Below are 16674 nucleotides of genomic sequence, written 5' to 3'. Positions count from 1 at the left end.
TTTTCTCTAATTAGTCTCCCTTGGCAACCAATTTATGATAAGAAGCAGTCTACAACTGATGTGCAGATACTTAATTGACTTCAATAAATTATGGTTACGCAATGATTTAATTCGAAAGCGAAATAAATACAGATTTATGAAGTTATAATGAAGTTGAACTTCAGGTTTGGATTGAGAAATTGTGTTTTAGTGAAGCAAAAGATGATTTTTCACAATAAACAGATCATTTAGTCTCGCTTTTTGAACGAATTACCAGTTAACAGCTAGAATTAGATGAAGAAACGACGATTTCTTACACAAAAACTCCACTCTAGGCATTTGACAGTTATTTTCAGAATGATGTATAAATAGGATTTATTGACGACAAACTAACATAAAGTTAACAAGAACATCGTTTTAAGTGGCGTTAAAGAAAATTAAACATTAACCACGCTTGTCATCCTGAGCAATAATTTATTTATAAAAATCAATATAAATGACAGGGGTTTTTAATGAATTAATATATTGTGCGAAATCGTCATTCCCAACTTGATTGGGAACCACAGAGTGCTCATGAATGCCTCCGAAAAAAGGAAAACTTATGAATAATCGTAATGCAATAAGCTTTAAGATTCCCGCCTACGCGGGAATGACGACCCTTATATTGGAATCTGTCAATGGTAGCTTGTCGAAGGATCTTCTCAATTCCAAGCGCAGTCAGATGTTACCGTCTGACTATCGACTATTAAAAAAGCGAAGATCCAGAGTATATGTTTTAGTGTCAGTTGGGAACAACTGACACCACAATTATCTTAACGACCTTAATTCCTTAATAATCAGAACATTCAAAGTCATTTTCTCATGTAACCCTTAATTACCGAGAAAACATAAATCAAAATTACCCAGCCTGCTATCACAAATTTTGGCCATGCAATAAAATCTGTTCGCCAAAATTCAGCCAGATTTCCTGGGTGATGGAAACTGTGTAATAGCCTGATATTTTCAATTACATCCAGTGAGCCTATTAAAAATGCCAGAAATAAATTAAGCCGTAGCAATTCGTTTAGCCAACTTGTTTTTTCTCTTTGCATTTGCGAATTAGATAGCGTCATGATGAGCACTACATATATCAAAATAAACAGAAAATCGAGGTGTGTATTCTTTTGGGCAATGTTTAAAAGTGTCTGATCGCCATACAGGGTATCGCTCCAAAGCGCAATAATTTCCACTCCTGCATCTTTATTGGAGAGCTCTAAATTGACGATTCCTTTTCCGCTGAAGTGCTGAAGTACTTTCCCCTGAAAGGACATTACGCCACAAACGATAATAAATACTAAAATCAATATCTTTTTCATTTCTGCCCCCCATCCTGTTGTTTTACAACTTCTATAACTGCACTTCCTTGTTTATTTGGATTGTTAATACAATGAATAAAGGCTGCTGCTGTTTTTTTGAAATGTTGGGGCAAAGGATGCAATTCATCCGTCCAACCATTTTTACCAACTGATCCTCTTGAATCGATATGGAAAACCCTATTCTCACCTAACATTTCACTAAAAATGCGACCGATATCAATCATCATTTCGTTAAAGAGGTAAATCATGGCATAAACAATTTTGCGCTGGTCTTCGGGATCGTATATCCCTCTGAGCTGCAAGGGTGTTTTTAACCATCCTCCGTGCCCGAGAAAAGTTCGCGCAAACAGCCGGTACCATTTGAGTGGATTATATCCCGCTATCTTTTTATCACTTGGTATGGCATAATCGTAACCTTGCGTAATAATCTGTATCCCCGGAAACTTACCATTTTCTCCCTCACCGCCAGTGAGAATCCCATTTATAATAAAATAATATTGGAGCTGAAAAAAGGCCAGTAAAGCATAAAAATCTTTGGATATGAACTGGGTACCCCGTTTAAAATCTTCTGGTTTATCGGGTGGATTAGCAGCGCTTTGATAAAGGTATTTCGCAAATGCGCTTTTTTCAAATTCGTTGGAGTCTCCTTTATGCGTAACCATGGCTGCTATTCTCCGGTTTCCAACCAGGTCGTTTCCTCCCCCGCTAATGATAAATACATCCGGTTGGAGTGTAGAAAGCTGTTCGACATATTTTTTGGCACTAAGCATGTTCATCAGCCAATCGCCACCAGATGCCAGGCTATAAACGGCCATATTCTCTTCCATAGCAACCCAGTCGATCACATCGCTTAAAAGAATGGGATAATTGAACCACGAATCGCCCTCTACCACCACTACCCTGTTTTTAAGACCGTTGTGCTTAGCCGTATGTTTCCGGAAATTATTTTTCACCTTTTTTATAAAACGGGTATTGCGCTGGCTGTTTTTTAATGCATCAACTTTAGCCATAACAGGCGCTAATGCTGCTATTTTTCGTACCTGCTCCAGGTTAAGGTCGTAGATATGCTGAATAATTTCAGAAAGATCGAATTCATTAATTTCAGGCCTCAGTTCAATAAGTTCGCTAACCGAGATATTGTTATTGAGCAGTTTGTCGATAAGACATTTTTTTATAGCAGGATCCATGGCTTTTCGATCGTTGTATATCATTTTCTGTTTATTAAAATATATGTTTAGCAAGGGACATACTGATATAATAGTAAATCAATTAGAAAACATTGCATTCTATTGAAAACTAAACAGATAACTGTTGTTAAATATGTAAATATAACATAACGCCATAGAGATTCCAATACTGATTATTGGGTACACTTACGTATTGCACCTCAAATAAATATTGCACCGAATCGGTTAAGGTTTAAAACATCTTCCTTAACATTTAGGCAACAGTAAACTTACATTAAAGGATTACCTTCGCTAACACAAAACCAGCCTTTCTATGTTTCAATAAATAGATTAAAGCGGTACAATATGGAGAACGAAATACAATCTGACAGGGATATCCAATGCGAGTTCCTAAATATTTTTAAATTTATATGGGCAGCTTGCGGAATAACGCCCTTAGGCGAAACGCCGAGTACTCCTGAGTCAGACAATGTAAATCCTTAATCAATCATAGCGTATCGGCATTGAGCTATAATTGCCCTAAGTTTAGTGCGTGCCATTATTCGGTCACATCATTTTTGCCAGATTACCCAATTGTTTCAGTTTAAATTTAAGCTCATCTGACCATGGAATACCGATACAGAGGCGGATACAGTTCTGATATTGATCTTGCAAGGTAAACATCGGACCCGGGGCAATGCTGATTTTTTGTTTCATGGCCAGTTCATAGAGTTTTACAGCATCAACTTCTTTATTAAATTCTATCCATATGGCCAGCCCACCTTGCGGCCGGGTTGTTTTTGTACCCTCTGGAAAATATTCGGTAACCGCATCAATAAAATGCTGATAATTCTGTTGTAATGTACGACGGAGTTGGTGCAAATGGCGATCATACCGACCAGTTTTTAGAAAATTGCCAACAGCTTCGTGAATAACAGAAGTTGAGGCAAGGGCATGTACAAGTTTTAGTTTAAGTAATTTTTCTTTATACTTTCCGGGAGCTACCCAACCTACACGGTATCCTGGCGCCAAGGTTTTCGAAACTGCGCTACACCACAGCACATTACCTTCTGTATCAAATGATTTGCAACATCTTGGTCGTTGGGTGCCGAAATAAAGGTCACCATAAATATCATCTTCAATAAGCGGAATATCATTTGCGGCCAAAAGCTGAACAACTTCTTTTTTATGCGCATCGGGCATGCAACTACCCAACGGTGTATTAAAATTGGGAATTAACAGGCAAATATCAATTTTCGACACCACTTTCCTAAGTGCATCTATCTCAATGCCCGTAACCGGATGCGTGGGCAATTCGAGTACTTTTAAACCTAAACTGATTACCAGCTGGAGAATTCCGGGATAACAGGGACTTTCTATGGCCACAGTATCGCCAGGTTTGCCTAAAGCCATCAGGCAAAAAGATAATGCATTCACTCCGCCAGCAGTCGTAATCAGATCATCTTCATGAAGGTTTCCTCCCCAGCCTAAAGATCGTACTGCAACCATTCTGCGTAATTTAACATTGCCCTGAAGCGGCTCATATTCTGTCCCTCCTTCTTTAAGCGTCCGCGTAGCATAAAGTATTTCCTTTTTGAGTTTTGCCAATGGCAACAGGCTTCCTGATGGCACACCAATTGAAAAAAGGGTTAAATCATCGCGACCAATGCTAGAATATACCTGGGTACTCAGTTCGCTCGGCTCATGATGATTTGCAATTAGTGAAGGTTTACTAACTGCAGGTAGTGGAAGTCGTTCTACCCTACGGTTGCTTACAAAGAAACCCGATTGTGGCTTGGCCTCAACCAACGATTGGGCTTCCAGTTCCAAAAACACACGTTTTGCCGTATTCATGCCCACTGCATATTCTTTGCAGAGCATCCGAACAGAAGGAAGTTTATCTCCCGATCGAAGAATACCGTCTCTAATCTGTGTGGCAATTCCGCTTGCTATTTCGTTGTACCTGTAAACTTTCTCCATAATCAACAAACTGTATCCATACAAATATACAAAACTGATACTGTATTTATCGCTTTTAGCTTTGCACCTTTGATTTAAGAAATGAAAGACATGAAAGAAACAGGAACTGAGCCAAGCAAAGAGAATATTTCAAGTGGCTGGCTTAACGGATTTATCGCCGTACTGATCTTTAGCGGCTCTATGCCAGCCACAAGAATGGCAGTGATGGATATGAGCCCTGTTTTTGTAACCGTTGCCCGTGCCACTATAGCTGCGTTGCTCGCAATGGGCGTATTAATTGCATTTAGAGAAAAAAGACCATCAAGCAAACATTTAATCTCACTGGTCATTGTAGCACTGGGTGTGGTAATCGGCTTTCCTTTGTTAAGTGCCCTTGCTTTGCAACACATTACCTCAGCACATTCTTTGGTATTTTTAGGCCTTTTGCCCATGGCTACAGCTGCTTTTGCCGTTTTACGGGGAGGTGAACGTCCTAAACCCATATTCTGGTTTTTCTCAATTGTAGGTAGCCTTCTGGTAATTGGTTACGCCATTTATCAGGGAATTAACGCCGCACCAATCGGCGATATTTTAATGTTATTGGCAATCGTTCTTTGCGGGCTTGGCTATGCGGAAGGTGCAAAACTATCTAAAACATTGGGTGGTTGGCAGGTAATCTCCTGGGCACTTGTGCTCTCGCTCCCGCTCATGTTACCTTTAATGTTCATTTATCAACCAGCTTCATTTGCTGAAGTGGGTACCGCTGCCTGGCTGAGCCTTGCTTATATTTCGCTCTTTAGCATGTTCATCGGGTTTATTTTCTGGTACAGAGGGCTTGCACAAGGTGGAACCGCAGCAGTTGGACAGCTCCAGCTCCTACAGCCCTTTTTTGGATTGGCTCTTGCCACTACCCTGCTCCATGAAAAAGTAACTATAGGTATGCTAGCCATTACGATGGGCGTAATCCTTTGCGTTGCGGGTTCAAAAAAGTTTGCTAAATAACCATCATATACCCTTCAAAAATCTAATAAAAATGTTGATATCCAATAGTTTTAAGTTTGATGACCAAAGTGAGCAAATTGCCTTTATGAAGAGATATAGCTTTGCCACGATCATTACCAGCTACAATAATTTACCCATAGCCACTCAGTTACCTTTCGTTGTAAATGAGGTAAATGGAAAGGTCTTGATTAGCGGTCACTTTGCGCAAGCCAACGAACAGGTGAAATATATTGAGCAGTATACATCGCTTATTATATTCACCGAGCCACACGCTTATATCTCTCCCAGCCATTACGAAAAACACGAAAGTGTACCCACATGGGATTATATTAGCGTACATGCTTATGGGAAAGCCAATATTATTAGCGATGAAGAAGCTAAAGAACAAGCGCTAAAAGAAATGATTCTGTATTACGAAAAAGAATATCTCTTACAATGGGATAGTCTTTCAGAAAAGTTTAAACAAGGTATGATGCGGGGAATTGCAGCTTTCGAAATAGAAGTAAGCAATCTTCAGGGAAAGAAAAAACTAAGCCAGAACAAATCGGAACAGGAACGAAAAAACATTGTATCGCACCTCGAAAACAGCAGCAACGCTGTAGAAAGAGAACTCGCTCCATTCATTAAAAACCTAAAGCCATAGCCATGCAGATAAAAAATAGTACGATACATGATATAGCAGAAATCTTCCGCTTATATGAAATCGCAACGGATTTCCAGAAAACGAAATATAGCGTTCATTGGCCCAACTTCGAACTTTCGTTGATTGAAACAGAGATTAAGGAAAACAGGCAATGGAAAATAATTATTAATGGGCAGGTAGCCTGTATTTGGGCAACTACCTTTAGCGATCCACAGATATGGGAAGAAAAGAACCTCGACCCAGCTATTTACATCCACCGCATTGCTACAAATCCCGATTTCAGGGGGCAAAACCTGGTGGGTACGATTATAAACTGGGCAAAAGAATATGCAAAAGCAAATGGAAAACGTTTTGTTAGATTAGATACCGTTGGTGAAAACAGGGGGTTGATTCAACATTATCAAAAATTTGGATTTGATTTTTTGGGACTATACGAACTAAGCAACACCGATCAGCTCCCGGCACATTATCATCAGAAGCCAGTTAGTTTATTCGAGATGCAAATTTAATGCTGAATACATACTGGACCCAAAACCTTCAAGTTCGAAGGTTTTGGGGCTTCAATTATAACGGAAATATATGCCCAATGGTGTTATCCATAGTTAAGCGTCTTTTTTAATCCTTATTGCAAATAGCGACCATGTTGCCAATAACATGATCACCGCCGAAACCTGGTAAACAATAGATAAATCTACTTTGGCATCTTTTAATGCGCCACCAACATAAACCATTAATCCACCTATAATTGTACTCAGGAAATTAAGAAAACCATATCCGGTTGCAATGTACCTGCTATCGGCAATCTGCCTAAGTACCGGCATTAAATTAGCGTCGTTTATCCCCCTGGCAATACCAAAAAAGAACATAGCGATAATGGCTATTGCAAATACCGTGGTTGACGACATGAGAAATAAAAATGGTGCACCGACAGTAAAACCGATAATGATCAGAAAAACCCTGCTTCTTTTATTTTTGAGGAACCATTTATCGGCAAAATAACCGCCCAAAATTACCCCAACAAAAGATCCGATCTGAATATAGCCTGTTGCCGAAATTCCGGCCTCACCCAGGTTAAGGTGAAAATGTTCTTTTAAAAAGGTGGGTAGCCAACCATACACCAGCCAGTTTGCGGTACCCAAAACACTGAAATAAAACAATAATACCAGAAAAGACCGCTCTTTAAACAGGATCTTAACCGAACCTAATAAACTTATGGTTTCTTTTTTTACTTCTTCTACCTCATTTTCTGTCGTTTCGTGTTTAACATCTTTTAAATAATACAACAGCACAATCGAATAAAGAATCCCAAAAATTCCGAATACATGGAAACCATATCTCCAGCCCCATATTTCGGCAATATAACCACCCAAGCCACCCAATGCTAAACCAGCATAAAGGCCGCTCATGTGCAGTCCTGTGGCAAGCGATCTTGTTTTTCCTTTATGATAATCCGTAATCAGCGCCAATGCCGCAGGGATATAACAAGCTTCACTTAGGCCCATAAACAAACGCGAAACAAGCATTTCTTCAAATGAGGAGGTAAAGCCCGTCCATAAGGTTACTGCAGACCATACTGAAACACTGAATATAATTACTTTTTTCCTGCTGTATTTATCGGCCAAAAAACCTCCAAAGGGACTTAGTATCCCATAAGACCAAAGAAAAACCGAAGTCAAAAGCCCGAATTGGGCATCAGAAAGGCTAAACTCTTTCACAATAGGATCGCGCATAGAGGTGATCATAATCCTATCGAAATAATTTAAAAAGGCCACTATCCAAAGGAGTGCAACTAGGCCCCAGGCATAATATGATTGATTTGATTTTGTACCGGTCATTTCTAGATTTTCCTTTGTTAAAATAATTTTACTGTTTTGGTCTCGCTATGATCACTTTTGGCGTTCTTACTGCCGGCCTTACTTCTCCACCCGGAAAAACAAGATTTCCCCGCCACAGCACCATTGTATTTGTTACCGCAGGCCAGGTACTGTTATTGGGATTTGTTTGCGCATCTGCTTTGATATTCTTTAACACCTTCCCCTCTACCGACCATTTGTTTTTCTCTATATCGTAAGCTAATATTTCATCTGCAAAACCAGGGTGTTTTTCTTTTAGTACAGCTGCTTTCGGAGCAAGTACGCCGTCATCACCGCCGAATATGAGCAACGATTTGTGATGGGTGTTGTAGGCTGGATATGGCGCGGCTACAACGGCTTTTGGTAGAGAAGCTATTTTTTTCCACCCATCAGCAGCGCTGTAACAAAAAGCATCCGTTAGATATTGTCTGTCTAGGCCTCCTTTATTATTTTTGATCAGATCGGCTCCACTGAATAGATAAAAAGTTTGATCGACAACACCAGCCACAGCCAACATTCGCGGAAGGCCAGGCCAGGTTTCTAATTTATGCCAAACCCGCTTTTTTCCTTTGGAAGATAGATCGAAAGACCAAAAAACATTGGCAGTATGATCAGCTTCCGGCGTAAGGAGTCCGCCTGCAAGGTAAATAACGTCACCTAAAACCGCTCCCGTAGTATTTGCTATGGGTTGAGGAAGGTTTGGCAACATAGTGATGCTGATGCTTTTATCTTTGTAAAGAATAGCATAAACCTTTGCCGAATGGCCTTTCTCGTTACTTCCTCCAATGCAAATGAATTGTTTGCCCCAAGAAATGGAGAGCCCATAGCCTAAAGCTTCAGGAAGTTTGCCTGCTACTTTCCATTTTCCGCTGGGTTTATCCAGGACAAATATTTTATCGCTCCACGCTTTTTTTGAGCCTGACCATGGCGCACCACCATCTGGAAAATTTGCTCCTCCGGCAACAATCAATGCATCGCCCGATACTCCACTAAAAGAACCGGCAAAACCGAAGTTATCTGGTATGGCCGGCAATTCTCCCCATGCAAATTGATTAGCTTTTTTGGTAATCTGTGCAGAACCTGCTGTTGATATCAACATAAAACTTAGAAAAAGTAAGGTATTAAAGTGTTTCATATGATGTGCCTATAGAAAATTTGCATGCTTTTAAGCATTACCTATATTTTTCGAGGAGCTCAAAAAAGCCAGTTTTGGTTAAATCGGCCTTAAGTTCGATAAATTTATCAGAAGAAAGTGGTACCAATGGTAACCGGGCATCTCCTAGATCATAGCCTAACATTTTCATAATCGCTCTTTGTGCTGCAATCGATGGATGTTTGATAATGCAGCGGATAAAATCGACCACTTTTAATTGTAATGCCCTGGCAGCAGTTAAATCATTATTTCTGAAAAGTTTGATTATTTCGAGGTATACCGGCGCGGCAAAGGTGTAGGTACTACCAATAGCACCAACAGCACCTACCGCCAAAGCACTTAGCAACATCTCATCATAGCCTGATAATACTTCGAATTTCCCATCCTTGTAGTTTAAACAAGCTTGAAACTCGTGAAGTGTTGATGCAGTATACTTTATGCCGGCAAGATTTGGGATTTTTTGTTCTCCGAGTGCTAAAAACTCAACCATATCCATTCCAACGCCAGTTAAAGTTGGCATATGATAATAATAAAATGGAAGTTCGGGAGCGGCAGAGGCGATTTCGGCCATACAATCGACCAGGTTTTGTACCGAGGTCGGTTTGAAATAAAATGCGGCAACTGAAGAAAATGCATCGGCACCAATCTGTGCTGCATGGGCTGCAAGCTTTTTACATTCGTGTATGGAAGTATGCCCTACATGCACTAATACTAAAATCCTTTTATTTGCAGCTTTTACGTACGCTTCGGCAATAGCCATCCGCTCTTCAACAGTCATGTTTGGTCCTTCTCCGTTGGTTCCACAAATATAAACCCCTGCCACACCATCAGCCACCAATTTATCTACTAGTTGCGGTATGATGGTGAGATTTAAGGAACCATCTGCCTGGTAGGCCGCAAATGTTGCAGCAACTATGCCGTTAATTTTCATATGTATTTTGTATTTGTCTAATTAAAAAATTCTGGTATTAGTATTTTGGCCTGTTTGCGCACCGATGTTACATCTGATGCTGAAATCCATTTATAGGGCCATCTTAATCGTGTTGGAATCTGAATACAGCCACCAACTGCTGCTAAAAATTTATCTAATGCCGGATTGCTGTACTGTTGTTTTTGATAGGGGGCAATGCACATTTTAAAGAATTTTAGAATATTTTTTTCTATTCTCAAAGCTTCATCCAGATCTGTTTGCATCAGTTTCCATAAGTACTGAGCTGCCGATGGATTGATACAGGCAACATTTGAATAAGCCCCGGCCGCAATGTCCGCTTTTACCCCACTCGCCAGAAAATGGCCAGGGACGAATATTGATAAATGGCTTGCGTACATCTTCATCTCTTCGGTCCAGGTTGCATCTTTACTTAAAACTTTAATACCAATAAGTGATGGTACCGCTGTTTTGAATTTGAGGTAATCTTTTGGTTTTAACTCCAGCTTTGCATGTGGCGGATTATACAATACCAAAGGAATTCCGTTTGCGTGCTTTGCGATTACCTGTAAAAATCCTATCTGTTCAGCATCACAAGGAACTACCCAATCTGGCAAAATCACCTGAAAAGCACTTGGTTGTAGGCTTACTGATCTCTTAATCCTTTCTAATGAAATAACCGGCGAAGGATGACTACAGCCTATCTGAAAAGGCATTGATGCTTTCTGGCATTTTTCTGCAAACAGCCGATTGATCTCATCAAACTCGGCTTCGGTCTGATTGTGAAATTCGCCTGCCGTTCCGTTCGAATAAATACCATCTACTTTCGCATCAATCAAATAATCTATTTCATCAGCCAATAATCCGAAATCGATCGTTTGGTCAGTTTGGATGGGCAACAACAAGGTCGCCCAATTCCCTCTTAAAGTTTTTGCTGTTAATGTATTCATCGGTGTTTTTTAAAGATTGGCTTCAAATTCTTCAACCTCCTTAAACTTCGTTTTGCCTTTTACCAATCTACCTAAGCGGGGTTTGCCACCATTGTAGACTTCTATTGCGTCAGCATCTGCATATCTCAAAAACAAGATTCTACGGTCTCTGCTATCAGAAATATTACCGTCTGATTTATGAAGCATCCAACAGTTAAAAATCAAAACATCTCCTGCCTTCATTTCCATCGGTACAGCTAAACTATCGTCGGCTTCTACAATAATTTCAGCGCCACTTTTCTTTTGTGCTTCGTTCTGCTCTACCCTGACCTGGCCTTTTTTATGACTGCCTGGAATTAACCACAAACAGCCATTGCCCCGGTCAGTATCATCAAGTGCAGTTAAAGTGGTTAAAGCGTTATAAGGCTCCAGCTCCCCATAACCATTGTCCTGATGCCAGCCAAAAGGTTTTGTATTCCCTTTCATTTTAAATGTAAGCTGTGAGGTAGCTCCTTTTATATTCGGACCGATAATTTCTGAGGCTATTTCAACCAGCGGACCGTTAAAATAGTATTCCTTTACTGTTGTAGCCTGATGATGGATATTAATCAACAAGGCGTTTTGCAGCCAGCTTTTATTCGGATCGAAGGTCTCTTTTTCTTTACCCCAGGCATCCATACACTCTTGTTGCATCTGAGCCAGACCCTCGGGTTTTAAAATAGATTTGATGATGAGATAACCGTTTTCGTTAAAAAACGTCAATTCTTCACCACTGAGTGTTTTATAATTAAATAACGATTCGTTTTTCATGAATAGTTGCATTAATATCCTTGTGTTTGCACCAGATTTGGATTTGCTGCCAAAACAGTTGTAGATAAAGGCCAGAATAAAGGCACCGTTTTATTTTTTAGGTTAGGTACGTAAGTATAGGCGTTTATGGTACCGCCGAAATGAAAGCGCACAATATCGTACCAGCGTTTGTTTTCGAAGAAAAACTCACGACCGCGTTCGTCAAAGATGGCGCGCTCTACGGTAGCTTTATCAGTTGCACCTGTATAAACTCCGTTTCCGGCTCTATTTCTAACTTTATTTAAATACACAATTGCCTGCGCGGTATTATCAAGCGCGGCATAGGCCTCTGCTTCTATCATATAAATATCGGCCAATCTGAACATGATGACATCATTATCAGAAACCCGGTCGTCAGCGTATTTGGTGCCCGGCATTTTGGTAATCCATGCGCTCTTTTGTACGGTTCCCTGTCTTTCGATGATAAAGGTATTTGGCACACGTTTATCAGCGGTTAAGCCGCTAAAAAGTGCCCTGCTTTCTTTACTGATCTGGTAGCCGCCCTGTCCGTTAACAGAAGTAAGCGCATAGGCAATGCTATCCAGGTTGGATGCATTCGAAATCGCCGTTAAAAATGGCAAAGCATTTAAACCATAATTTGCGCCATTTTCATCACGGTTATAATAGGCCGACATGATTACTTCAGCATTTGCCCTCGTTGTGGTTACATCTTTAAAGTTGGTCAATAATGAAACGCCTGTGGCTTCTACTGCAGCAGCAGCCGTGATCGCATCGTTATAATCTGCCGTACCGCCAGCCAATACTTTGGCACTCCATAATTTGGCTTCAGCTTTTAACGCCAATGCAGCGCCATACGAAAACCTGTATTTGGATACGTAAGTTTTTTCAGGAAAAAGTGCTATAGCCTGATCTAAATCGGTAAAAACCTGTTTCATCACCTCAGTGGCTTTCGCTCTTGGCAAAAGTGGAACATTATCATCGGTAATGGTTTCGAGCATTAATGGCGTATCGCCAATAATCCTAACCAGATAAAAATAAGTATAGGCACGCTGACAAAGTGTTTCGGCCTTTAACCTGTTCTTTGTAGCCGCATTGGAAAAAGGAAAAGGCTCTATTTTGCTGAGCAGGAGATTACAGTTACCAATGGCTTTGTATTGCCCATTATAGTTTAAAGCACCTACTGTTGGACTTAATATCTGTGACCATACCGTTGTTAAACGGCTGTTGGTTCCATTAATGAGCTCCTCGCTCCGTTCGGTACCATAGGTAATGGAATTGGCAAAGGCCCTGATGGAAGTATATGTTCCGGTAACATAGGGAAGAAAATCGCCCTCACTTTTAAAGTAAACCTGATCGGTAATCTGCGATTGTGGTTTAACTTCGAGTAATTTTTTGCAAGATGAAAAAGCTGCTGCTATTACAACGATAACAGAAAGCAGGATATATTTCTTGGTCATTTTCATGTTTTTAAATGTTAAAATCTTAATGATGCACCTAAGGTGAACTGTCTTGGACGAGGATAACCACCCGGATCGAATCCGGTATAGGTTTCAGGATTTAACCCTTTGTATTTAGTGAGGTAACCAACGTTGGTAACGCTAGCAAAAACACTCATTCCGGTTGAGCCGATTTTCGACATGATGTTTTTAGGCAGATCGTAACTCAGGTAAATTTCGCGCAAGGCTAAAAAGTCTCCTTTCGAAATCATGGTAGAAACATCCGATGCATAACCACTTCCGGTCCCTACCGTACTGGCTCCCTGCCTGATAAAGTTTTTCTGTCCGAAATCAGCGTCCCCGAAAGAGAAACGGGCATATAATTTATCCACATCACCAGATTTTTGCCAGATATCATTCCCTAAAGCTTGTGCCGGAGCACCTTCATTATAGGCCCTGCCCTGTCCTAAAGATCTGGCTAAAGCGCCATCAGAGATCACAAAGCCTAAAGCATAATCCATATTAACCCTAAGCGTAAAACTTTTATAGGTAAATGTATTTTGAAAACCTCCGATTTTATTTGGCGTTTTATAGCCCATAAATACCATATCGCGGTTATCGATAATATTATCGTTGTTTAAATCTGCAAACTTGTAATCTCCCGCATGTTTACCTACCGTTATACCAGCCGCCGTAGCAATCTGATCTACTTTACCCCATGCAGCAGCTTCAGCCTCTGTAGAAAAAATTTTCTCTACCTGCCATGCATAGTAACCAAACGGGCGCTCTCCTTCTGCATATCCACCCACTTCAATTTCTTTACCGGTATTCGGATCGATGACAACGCCTCCATTCTGTCTATTTTTTAACCTGCCATTATTAGGTAAGCTGATTACTTTTTGCGCGTTATAGGCAAAAGAGAAATTGGCGTTCCAGGCGAAATCTTTCATTTTCAGCACGGTTGCCTGAAGCTCGATTTCTATCCCTTTGTTCTGGATTGTTCCGTTATTGAATGTAATGGTAGAAAATGGCGCCTCTGCGGGCAATGGTTTAGAATCGATGCGATTTTTGGTGAGTTTATCATATAAATCGACGGTAAGATTCACCCTGTTCTTGAAAAAACCTGCCTCTACCGCAACATCAGTTGTTTGTGTGGTTTCCCAAACCAGGTTCGGATTAGATAAGTTTGCACGTTGGATGCCTGAATTCTGTGCATAAACCGCCGAAGTATAACTTCCATAAGTATCGGTTAAATCTAAATCGCTCGAACCTGCCTGTCCCCAGCTTCCCCTAAGTTTTAAAGTGCTCACTACATTCGATTTCCAGAAATCTTCTTTATGGATATTCCATCCCGCAGAAACCGACGGAAATAATGCCCACTTATTTTCAGGGGCGAAATTTGAAAAACCATCGTTTCGCAATACGCCACTTAAAAGGTACTTACTTTTATAATCGTAACTCAGCTGACCAAAAAAACTGGCAGATTTAGTTTGACTGATCCGTGTTCCGAAATTGGTAACATTGGTTACGGTTACACCGTTAATGGTGGTTACAGTTGGTTCATTTATCGTTGTAATGTAATCGTTGGTTCCACGCTGCGAACCTATATCGATACTGTTTCCATCATTTTTGGTATAATTAAAACCAGCCAATGCGGTAAAATGATGATTTTCTTTTAAGGTGTAATCGTACTGAAGGATCTGATCGATCATTAACTGACGAGTGTTATTGGTATTCTCCGTTTTTAACCGGGTGGTTGCAAACTGGATCGGATCGGGAAATGCTTTTCTCGAAAAAATGGTTTTGTCATCGCTAATTAAGTAAGATAAAGCTGGCCTGTAATGTAGGCCTTTAACAATAGCCCAATCTGCATCTACCCTCGAAACCAATCGTTCAGTTGATGCTTTGGTATTATCGTAGGCCAACGTATGAAAGCGGTTTCTTGTTGTTAGGTTTTCGCCTGTAGTTGGTGTACCATCATCTTTAAAAATTCTGATCAGAGGCGTAATGCGTGTAGCGCGGACCAGATCATTGGTATAAGCATCTACATAATTTGGCTGTACATTCTGGTAGTTAAGCATGGCATTGATTTGTAGCTTTTCGCTTGCTTTAAACCCAAAATTCCCAAGTGCACTGTATCTTTTATAGCTTGTGCCCACGAAAGTACCTGCCTGATCAACGTAGTTCATTGATATATTGTAAGTAGCAATCTGGCTGCCTCCATCAATCCCAAAATTGTAATTATTGCTTATGCCGGTATTCCAAAGCAGATCCTGGTAATTATTGTCAGCAAATAACAGTTTAGTACCCGGATTAATCGGATCATCCATAGTCTGCCAGCCGTTGGCCAATAAATTATCTACATATCCCTGGCCTTCAACCGCTACAATGTTATCGTATAAGGCTGTTAAATTTGTTCCAACACCGTACTGGCCTTTGGCAGTGTACACCTTTGTTCCTGCAGAAAAACCACCATTATTTAACAGTGTATTCTTATCAATTAAATCGTAAGTGCTTTTTGCTGTTGTTCTGGCAAGTGTAAGGTAATCTTTGGCACTTAAATAATCATACATCCTTGATGGAGTTTCCCAGTTTGTACGGTAATTGAAGGTAATATTGGGTTTACCTGAGCCAAATTTTCCGCTTTTGGTTTTGATTACAATTACACCATTTGCACCGCGGGCACCATAAATAGCTGTTGAAGCCGCATCCTTCATTACCTGTAATGATTCGATATCATCTGGATTTAGATCTTTCATCGTCCTGAAAACACCATCTACAATCACCAGCGGACTTGATGCATCAGAAGATAACACAGGATCTCCACCACTATTACCAGTACCAGTTCCATAAACATTAAGTTTTGATCCTCCACGGATAATGATATTGGTACCAGCCGAACCTGGTTGCCCGTTTGATAACGGTACCGAAACTCCTGCAATTTTACCCTGTATGGCTGCTATTGGTCCTGCATTGGCAGTATTAACCAGTTGTTTGGTATCCAGTTTAGATACAGCGGCTGTGTTTTTCTCTCTCGATTGCTTAACATATCCCACCACTACCACATCGGTTAAAGACTGTGCATTTGGATTTAATTGTACATTTTTTGCACCACCTATTCCAACCTTTACTTCTTGTTCGTTATAACCTACAGAACTAAAAACAAGGATTGAATTTTGAGGTGCCCGTAAAGTGTATTTTCCATTTGCATCTGTAACAGTCGCGGTCTGCGTGCCCTTTACTTTTACACTTACTCCTGGCAGCGTTTCATTTTTTGTCGCATCAGAAACAGTACCCGATACCTGCACATCGGTTGTTTGTGCAGCTCCTGTTAAACCACAGAGGTTAATTGCGGCCAACAGGAAAATAAATAAAATTTTTCTCATAATTATTATTTGTATTTATGTACTACATATTTGGTTAGTATAGAAATTCGCTGATTAATCACCGCGTGACTAATC

13 protein-coding genes are annotated in these 16674 nt (G+C 40.4%); 3 read left to right on the top strand and 10 right to left on the bottom strand.

What is annotated here, in order from left to right:
* Positions 1-830 precede the first annotated feature (830 nt).
* From LQ201_RS06385 to LQ201_RS06375, 3 genes are all read right to left on the bottom strand, one after another.
* A complete protein-coding gene (locus tag LQ201_RS06385; RefSeq protein WP_230140263.1) occupies positions 831-1334 on the bottom strand; it encodes a hypothetical protein in 504 nt (167 codons plus the stop codon).
* Positions 1331-2545 carry a hypothetical protein gene (locus LQ201_RS06380; protein WP_230140261.1) on the bottom strand — a complete coding sequence of 405 codons (1215 nt, stop codon included), beginning with the start codon at positions 2543-2545 and terminating at the stop codon, positions 1331-1333. The genes LQ201_RS06385 and LQ201_RS06380 overlap by 4 nt, the downstream gene beginning before the upstream one ends.
* A 522-nt stretch (positions 2546-3067) precedes the next feature.
* Positions 3068-4480: a PLP-dependent aminotransferase family protein gene (locus LQ201_RS06375; RefSeq protein WP_230140259.1), complete on the bottom strand. Its 1413-nt coding sequence runs from the start codon at positions 4478-4480 to the stop codon at positions 3068-3070.
* A 90-nt stretch (positions 4481-4570) separates the two neighbouring features.
* Here LQ201_RS06375 and LQ201_RS06370 point away from each other — a divergent pair, with 90 nt between their 5' ends.
* The 3 genes from LQ201_RS06370 to LQ201_RS06360 are packed head-to-tail and all read left to right on the top strand — an operon-like array spanning position 4571 to position 6613.
* The gene (locus tag LQ201_RS06370; protein ID WP_230146612.1) at positions 4571-5461 is read left to right on the top strand and encodes a DMT family transporter; all 891 of its coding nucleotides are present in this window, start codon (positions 4571-4573) and stop codon (positions 5459-5461) included.
* A gap of 31 nt (positions 5462-5492) precedes the next feature.
* Complete coding sequence (locus LQ201_RS06365; RefSeq protein ID WP_230140248.1) at positions 5493-6104, top strand: FMN-binding negative transcriptional regulator; 612 nt, start codon at positions 5493-5495, stop codon at positions 6102-6104.
* 2 nt (positions 6105-6106) lie between these two features.
* The gene (locus LQ201_RS06360; protein WP_230140246.1) at positions 6107-6613 is read left to right on the top strand and encodes a GNAT family N-acetyltransferase; all 507 of its coding nucleotides are present in this window, start codon (positions 6107-6109) and stop codon (positions 6611-6613) included.
* Positions 6614-6706: 93 nt separating this feature from the next.
* Here the strand turns inward: LQ201_RS06360 and LQ201_RS06355 are convergent, their stop codons facing one another.
* The 7 genes from LQ201_RS06355 to LQ201_RS06325 are packed head-to-tail and all read right to left on the bottom strand — an operon-like array spanning position 6707 to position 16599.
* Positions 6707-7939 (bottom strand): MFS transporter, encoded by a 1233-nt coding sequence (locus LQ201_RS06355; protein ID WP_230140244.1) that lies wholly within the window; start codon positions 7937-7939, stop codon positions 6707-6709.
* A 28-nt stretch (positions 7940-7967) separates the two neighbouring features.
* A complete protein-coding gene (locus LQ201_RS06350) occupies positions 7968-9092 on the bottom strand; it encodes a galactose oxidase (protein ID WP_230140242.1) in 1125 nt (374 codons plus the stop codon).
* A gap of 37 nt (positions 9093-9129) precedes the next feature.
* Entirely contained in the window at positions 9130-10041 is a 912-nt protein-coding gene (locus LQ201_RS06345; protein WP_230140240.1) for a dihydrodipicolinate synthase family protein, read from the bottom strand.
* Between the two features lie 17 nt (positions 10042-10058).
* On the bottom strand, positions 10059-10988 hold the full coding sequence (locus tag LQ201_RS06340) for a dihydrodipicolinate synthase family protein (protein ID WP_230140238.1): 930 nt from the start codon (positions 10986-10988) through the stop codon (positions 10059-10061).
* Positions 10989-10997: 9 nt separating this feature from the next.
* Positions 10998-11777 (bottom strand): phytanoyl-CoA dioxygenase family protein, encoded by a 780-nt coding sequence (locus tag LQ201_RS06335; RefSeq protein ID WP_230140236.1) that lies wholly within the window; start codon positions 11775-11777, stop codon positions 10998-11000.
* Positions 11778-11788: 11 nt separating this feature from the next.
* Positions 11789-13234 carry a RagB/SusD family nutrient uptake outer membrane protein gene (locus LQ201_RS06330; RefSeq protein WP_230140233.1) on the bottom strand — a complete coding sequence of 482 codons (1446 nt, stop codon included), beginning with the start codon at positions 13232-13234 and terminating at the stop codon, positions 11789-11791.
* A gap of 17 nt (positions 13235-13251) precedes the next feature.
* Positions 13252-16599, bottom strand: coding sequence for a SusC/RagA family TonB-linked outer membrane protein (locus tag LQ201_RS06325; protein ID WP_230140231.1), 3348 nt, complete (start codon positions 16597-16599; stop codon positions 13252-13254).
* Between the last annotated feature and the right edge of the window lie 75 nt (positions 16600-16674).

It is taken from the genome of Pedobacter sp. Bi126 (assembly GCF_918698245.1).
Classification (GTDB): Bacteria; Bacteroidota; Bacteroidia; order Sphingobacteriales; family Sphingobacteriaceae; genus Pedobacter.
Note: the sequence above shows the minus strand (reverse complement) of the source record. Positions and strands in the feature narration are given on the sequence as shown.

Bases quoted from the DNA above. Each gene is read 5' to 3' on its own strand.
- LQ201_RS06385 (WP_230140263.1), bottom strand. From the start codon at position 1,334: ATGAAAAAGATATTGATTTTAGTATTTATTATCGTTTGTGGCGTAATG.
- LQ201_RS06380 (WP_230140261.1), bottom strand. From the start codon at position 2,545: ATGATATACAACGATCGAAAAGCCATGGATCCTGCTATAAAAAAATGT.
- LQ201_RS06375 (WP_230140259.1), bottom strand. From the start codon at position 4,480: ATGGAGAAAGTTTACAGGTACAACGAAATAGCAAGCGGAATTGCCACA.
- LQ201_RS06370 (WP_230146612.1), top strand. From the start codon at position 4,571: ATGAAAGAAACAGGAACTGAGCCAAGCAAAGAGAATATTTCAAGTGGC.
- LQ201_RS06365 (WP_230140248.1), top strand. From the start codon at position 5,493: ATGTTGATATCCAATAGTTTTAAGTTTGATGACCAAAGTGAGCAAATT.
- LQ201_RS06360 (WP_230140246.1), top strand. From the start codon at position 6,107: ATGCAGATAAAAAATAGTACGATACATGATATAGCAGAAATCTTCCGC.
- LQ201_RS06355 (WP_230140244.1), bottom strand. From the start codon at position 7,939: ATGACCGGTACAAAATCAAATCAATCATATTATGCCTGGGGCCTAGTT.
- LQ201_RS06350 (WP_230140242.1), bottom strand. From the start codon at position 9,092: ATGAAACACTTTAATACCTTACTTTTTCTAAGTTTTATGTTGATATCA.
- LQ201_RS06345 (WP_230140240.1), bottom strand. From the start codon at position 10,041: ATGAAAATTAACGGCATAGTTGCTGCAACATTTGCGGCCTACCAGGCA.
- LQ201_RS06340 (WP_230140238.1), bottom strand. From the start codon at position 10,988: ATGAATACATTAACAGCAAAAACTTTAAGAGGGAATTGGGCGACCTTG.
- LQ201_RS06335 (WP_230140236.1), bottom strand. From the start codon at position 11,777: ATGAAAAACGAATCGTTATTTAATTATAAAACACTCAGTGGTGAAGAA.
- LQ201_RS06330 (WP_230140233.1), bottom strand. From the start codon at position 13,234: ATGACCAAGAAATATATCCTGCTTTCTGTTATCGTTGTAATAGCAGCA.
- LQ201_RS06325 (WP_230140231.1), bottom strand. From the start codon at position 16,599: ATGAGAAAAATTTTATTTATTTTCCTGTTGGCCGCAATTAACCTCTGT.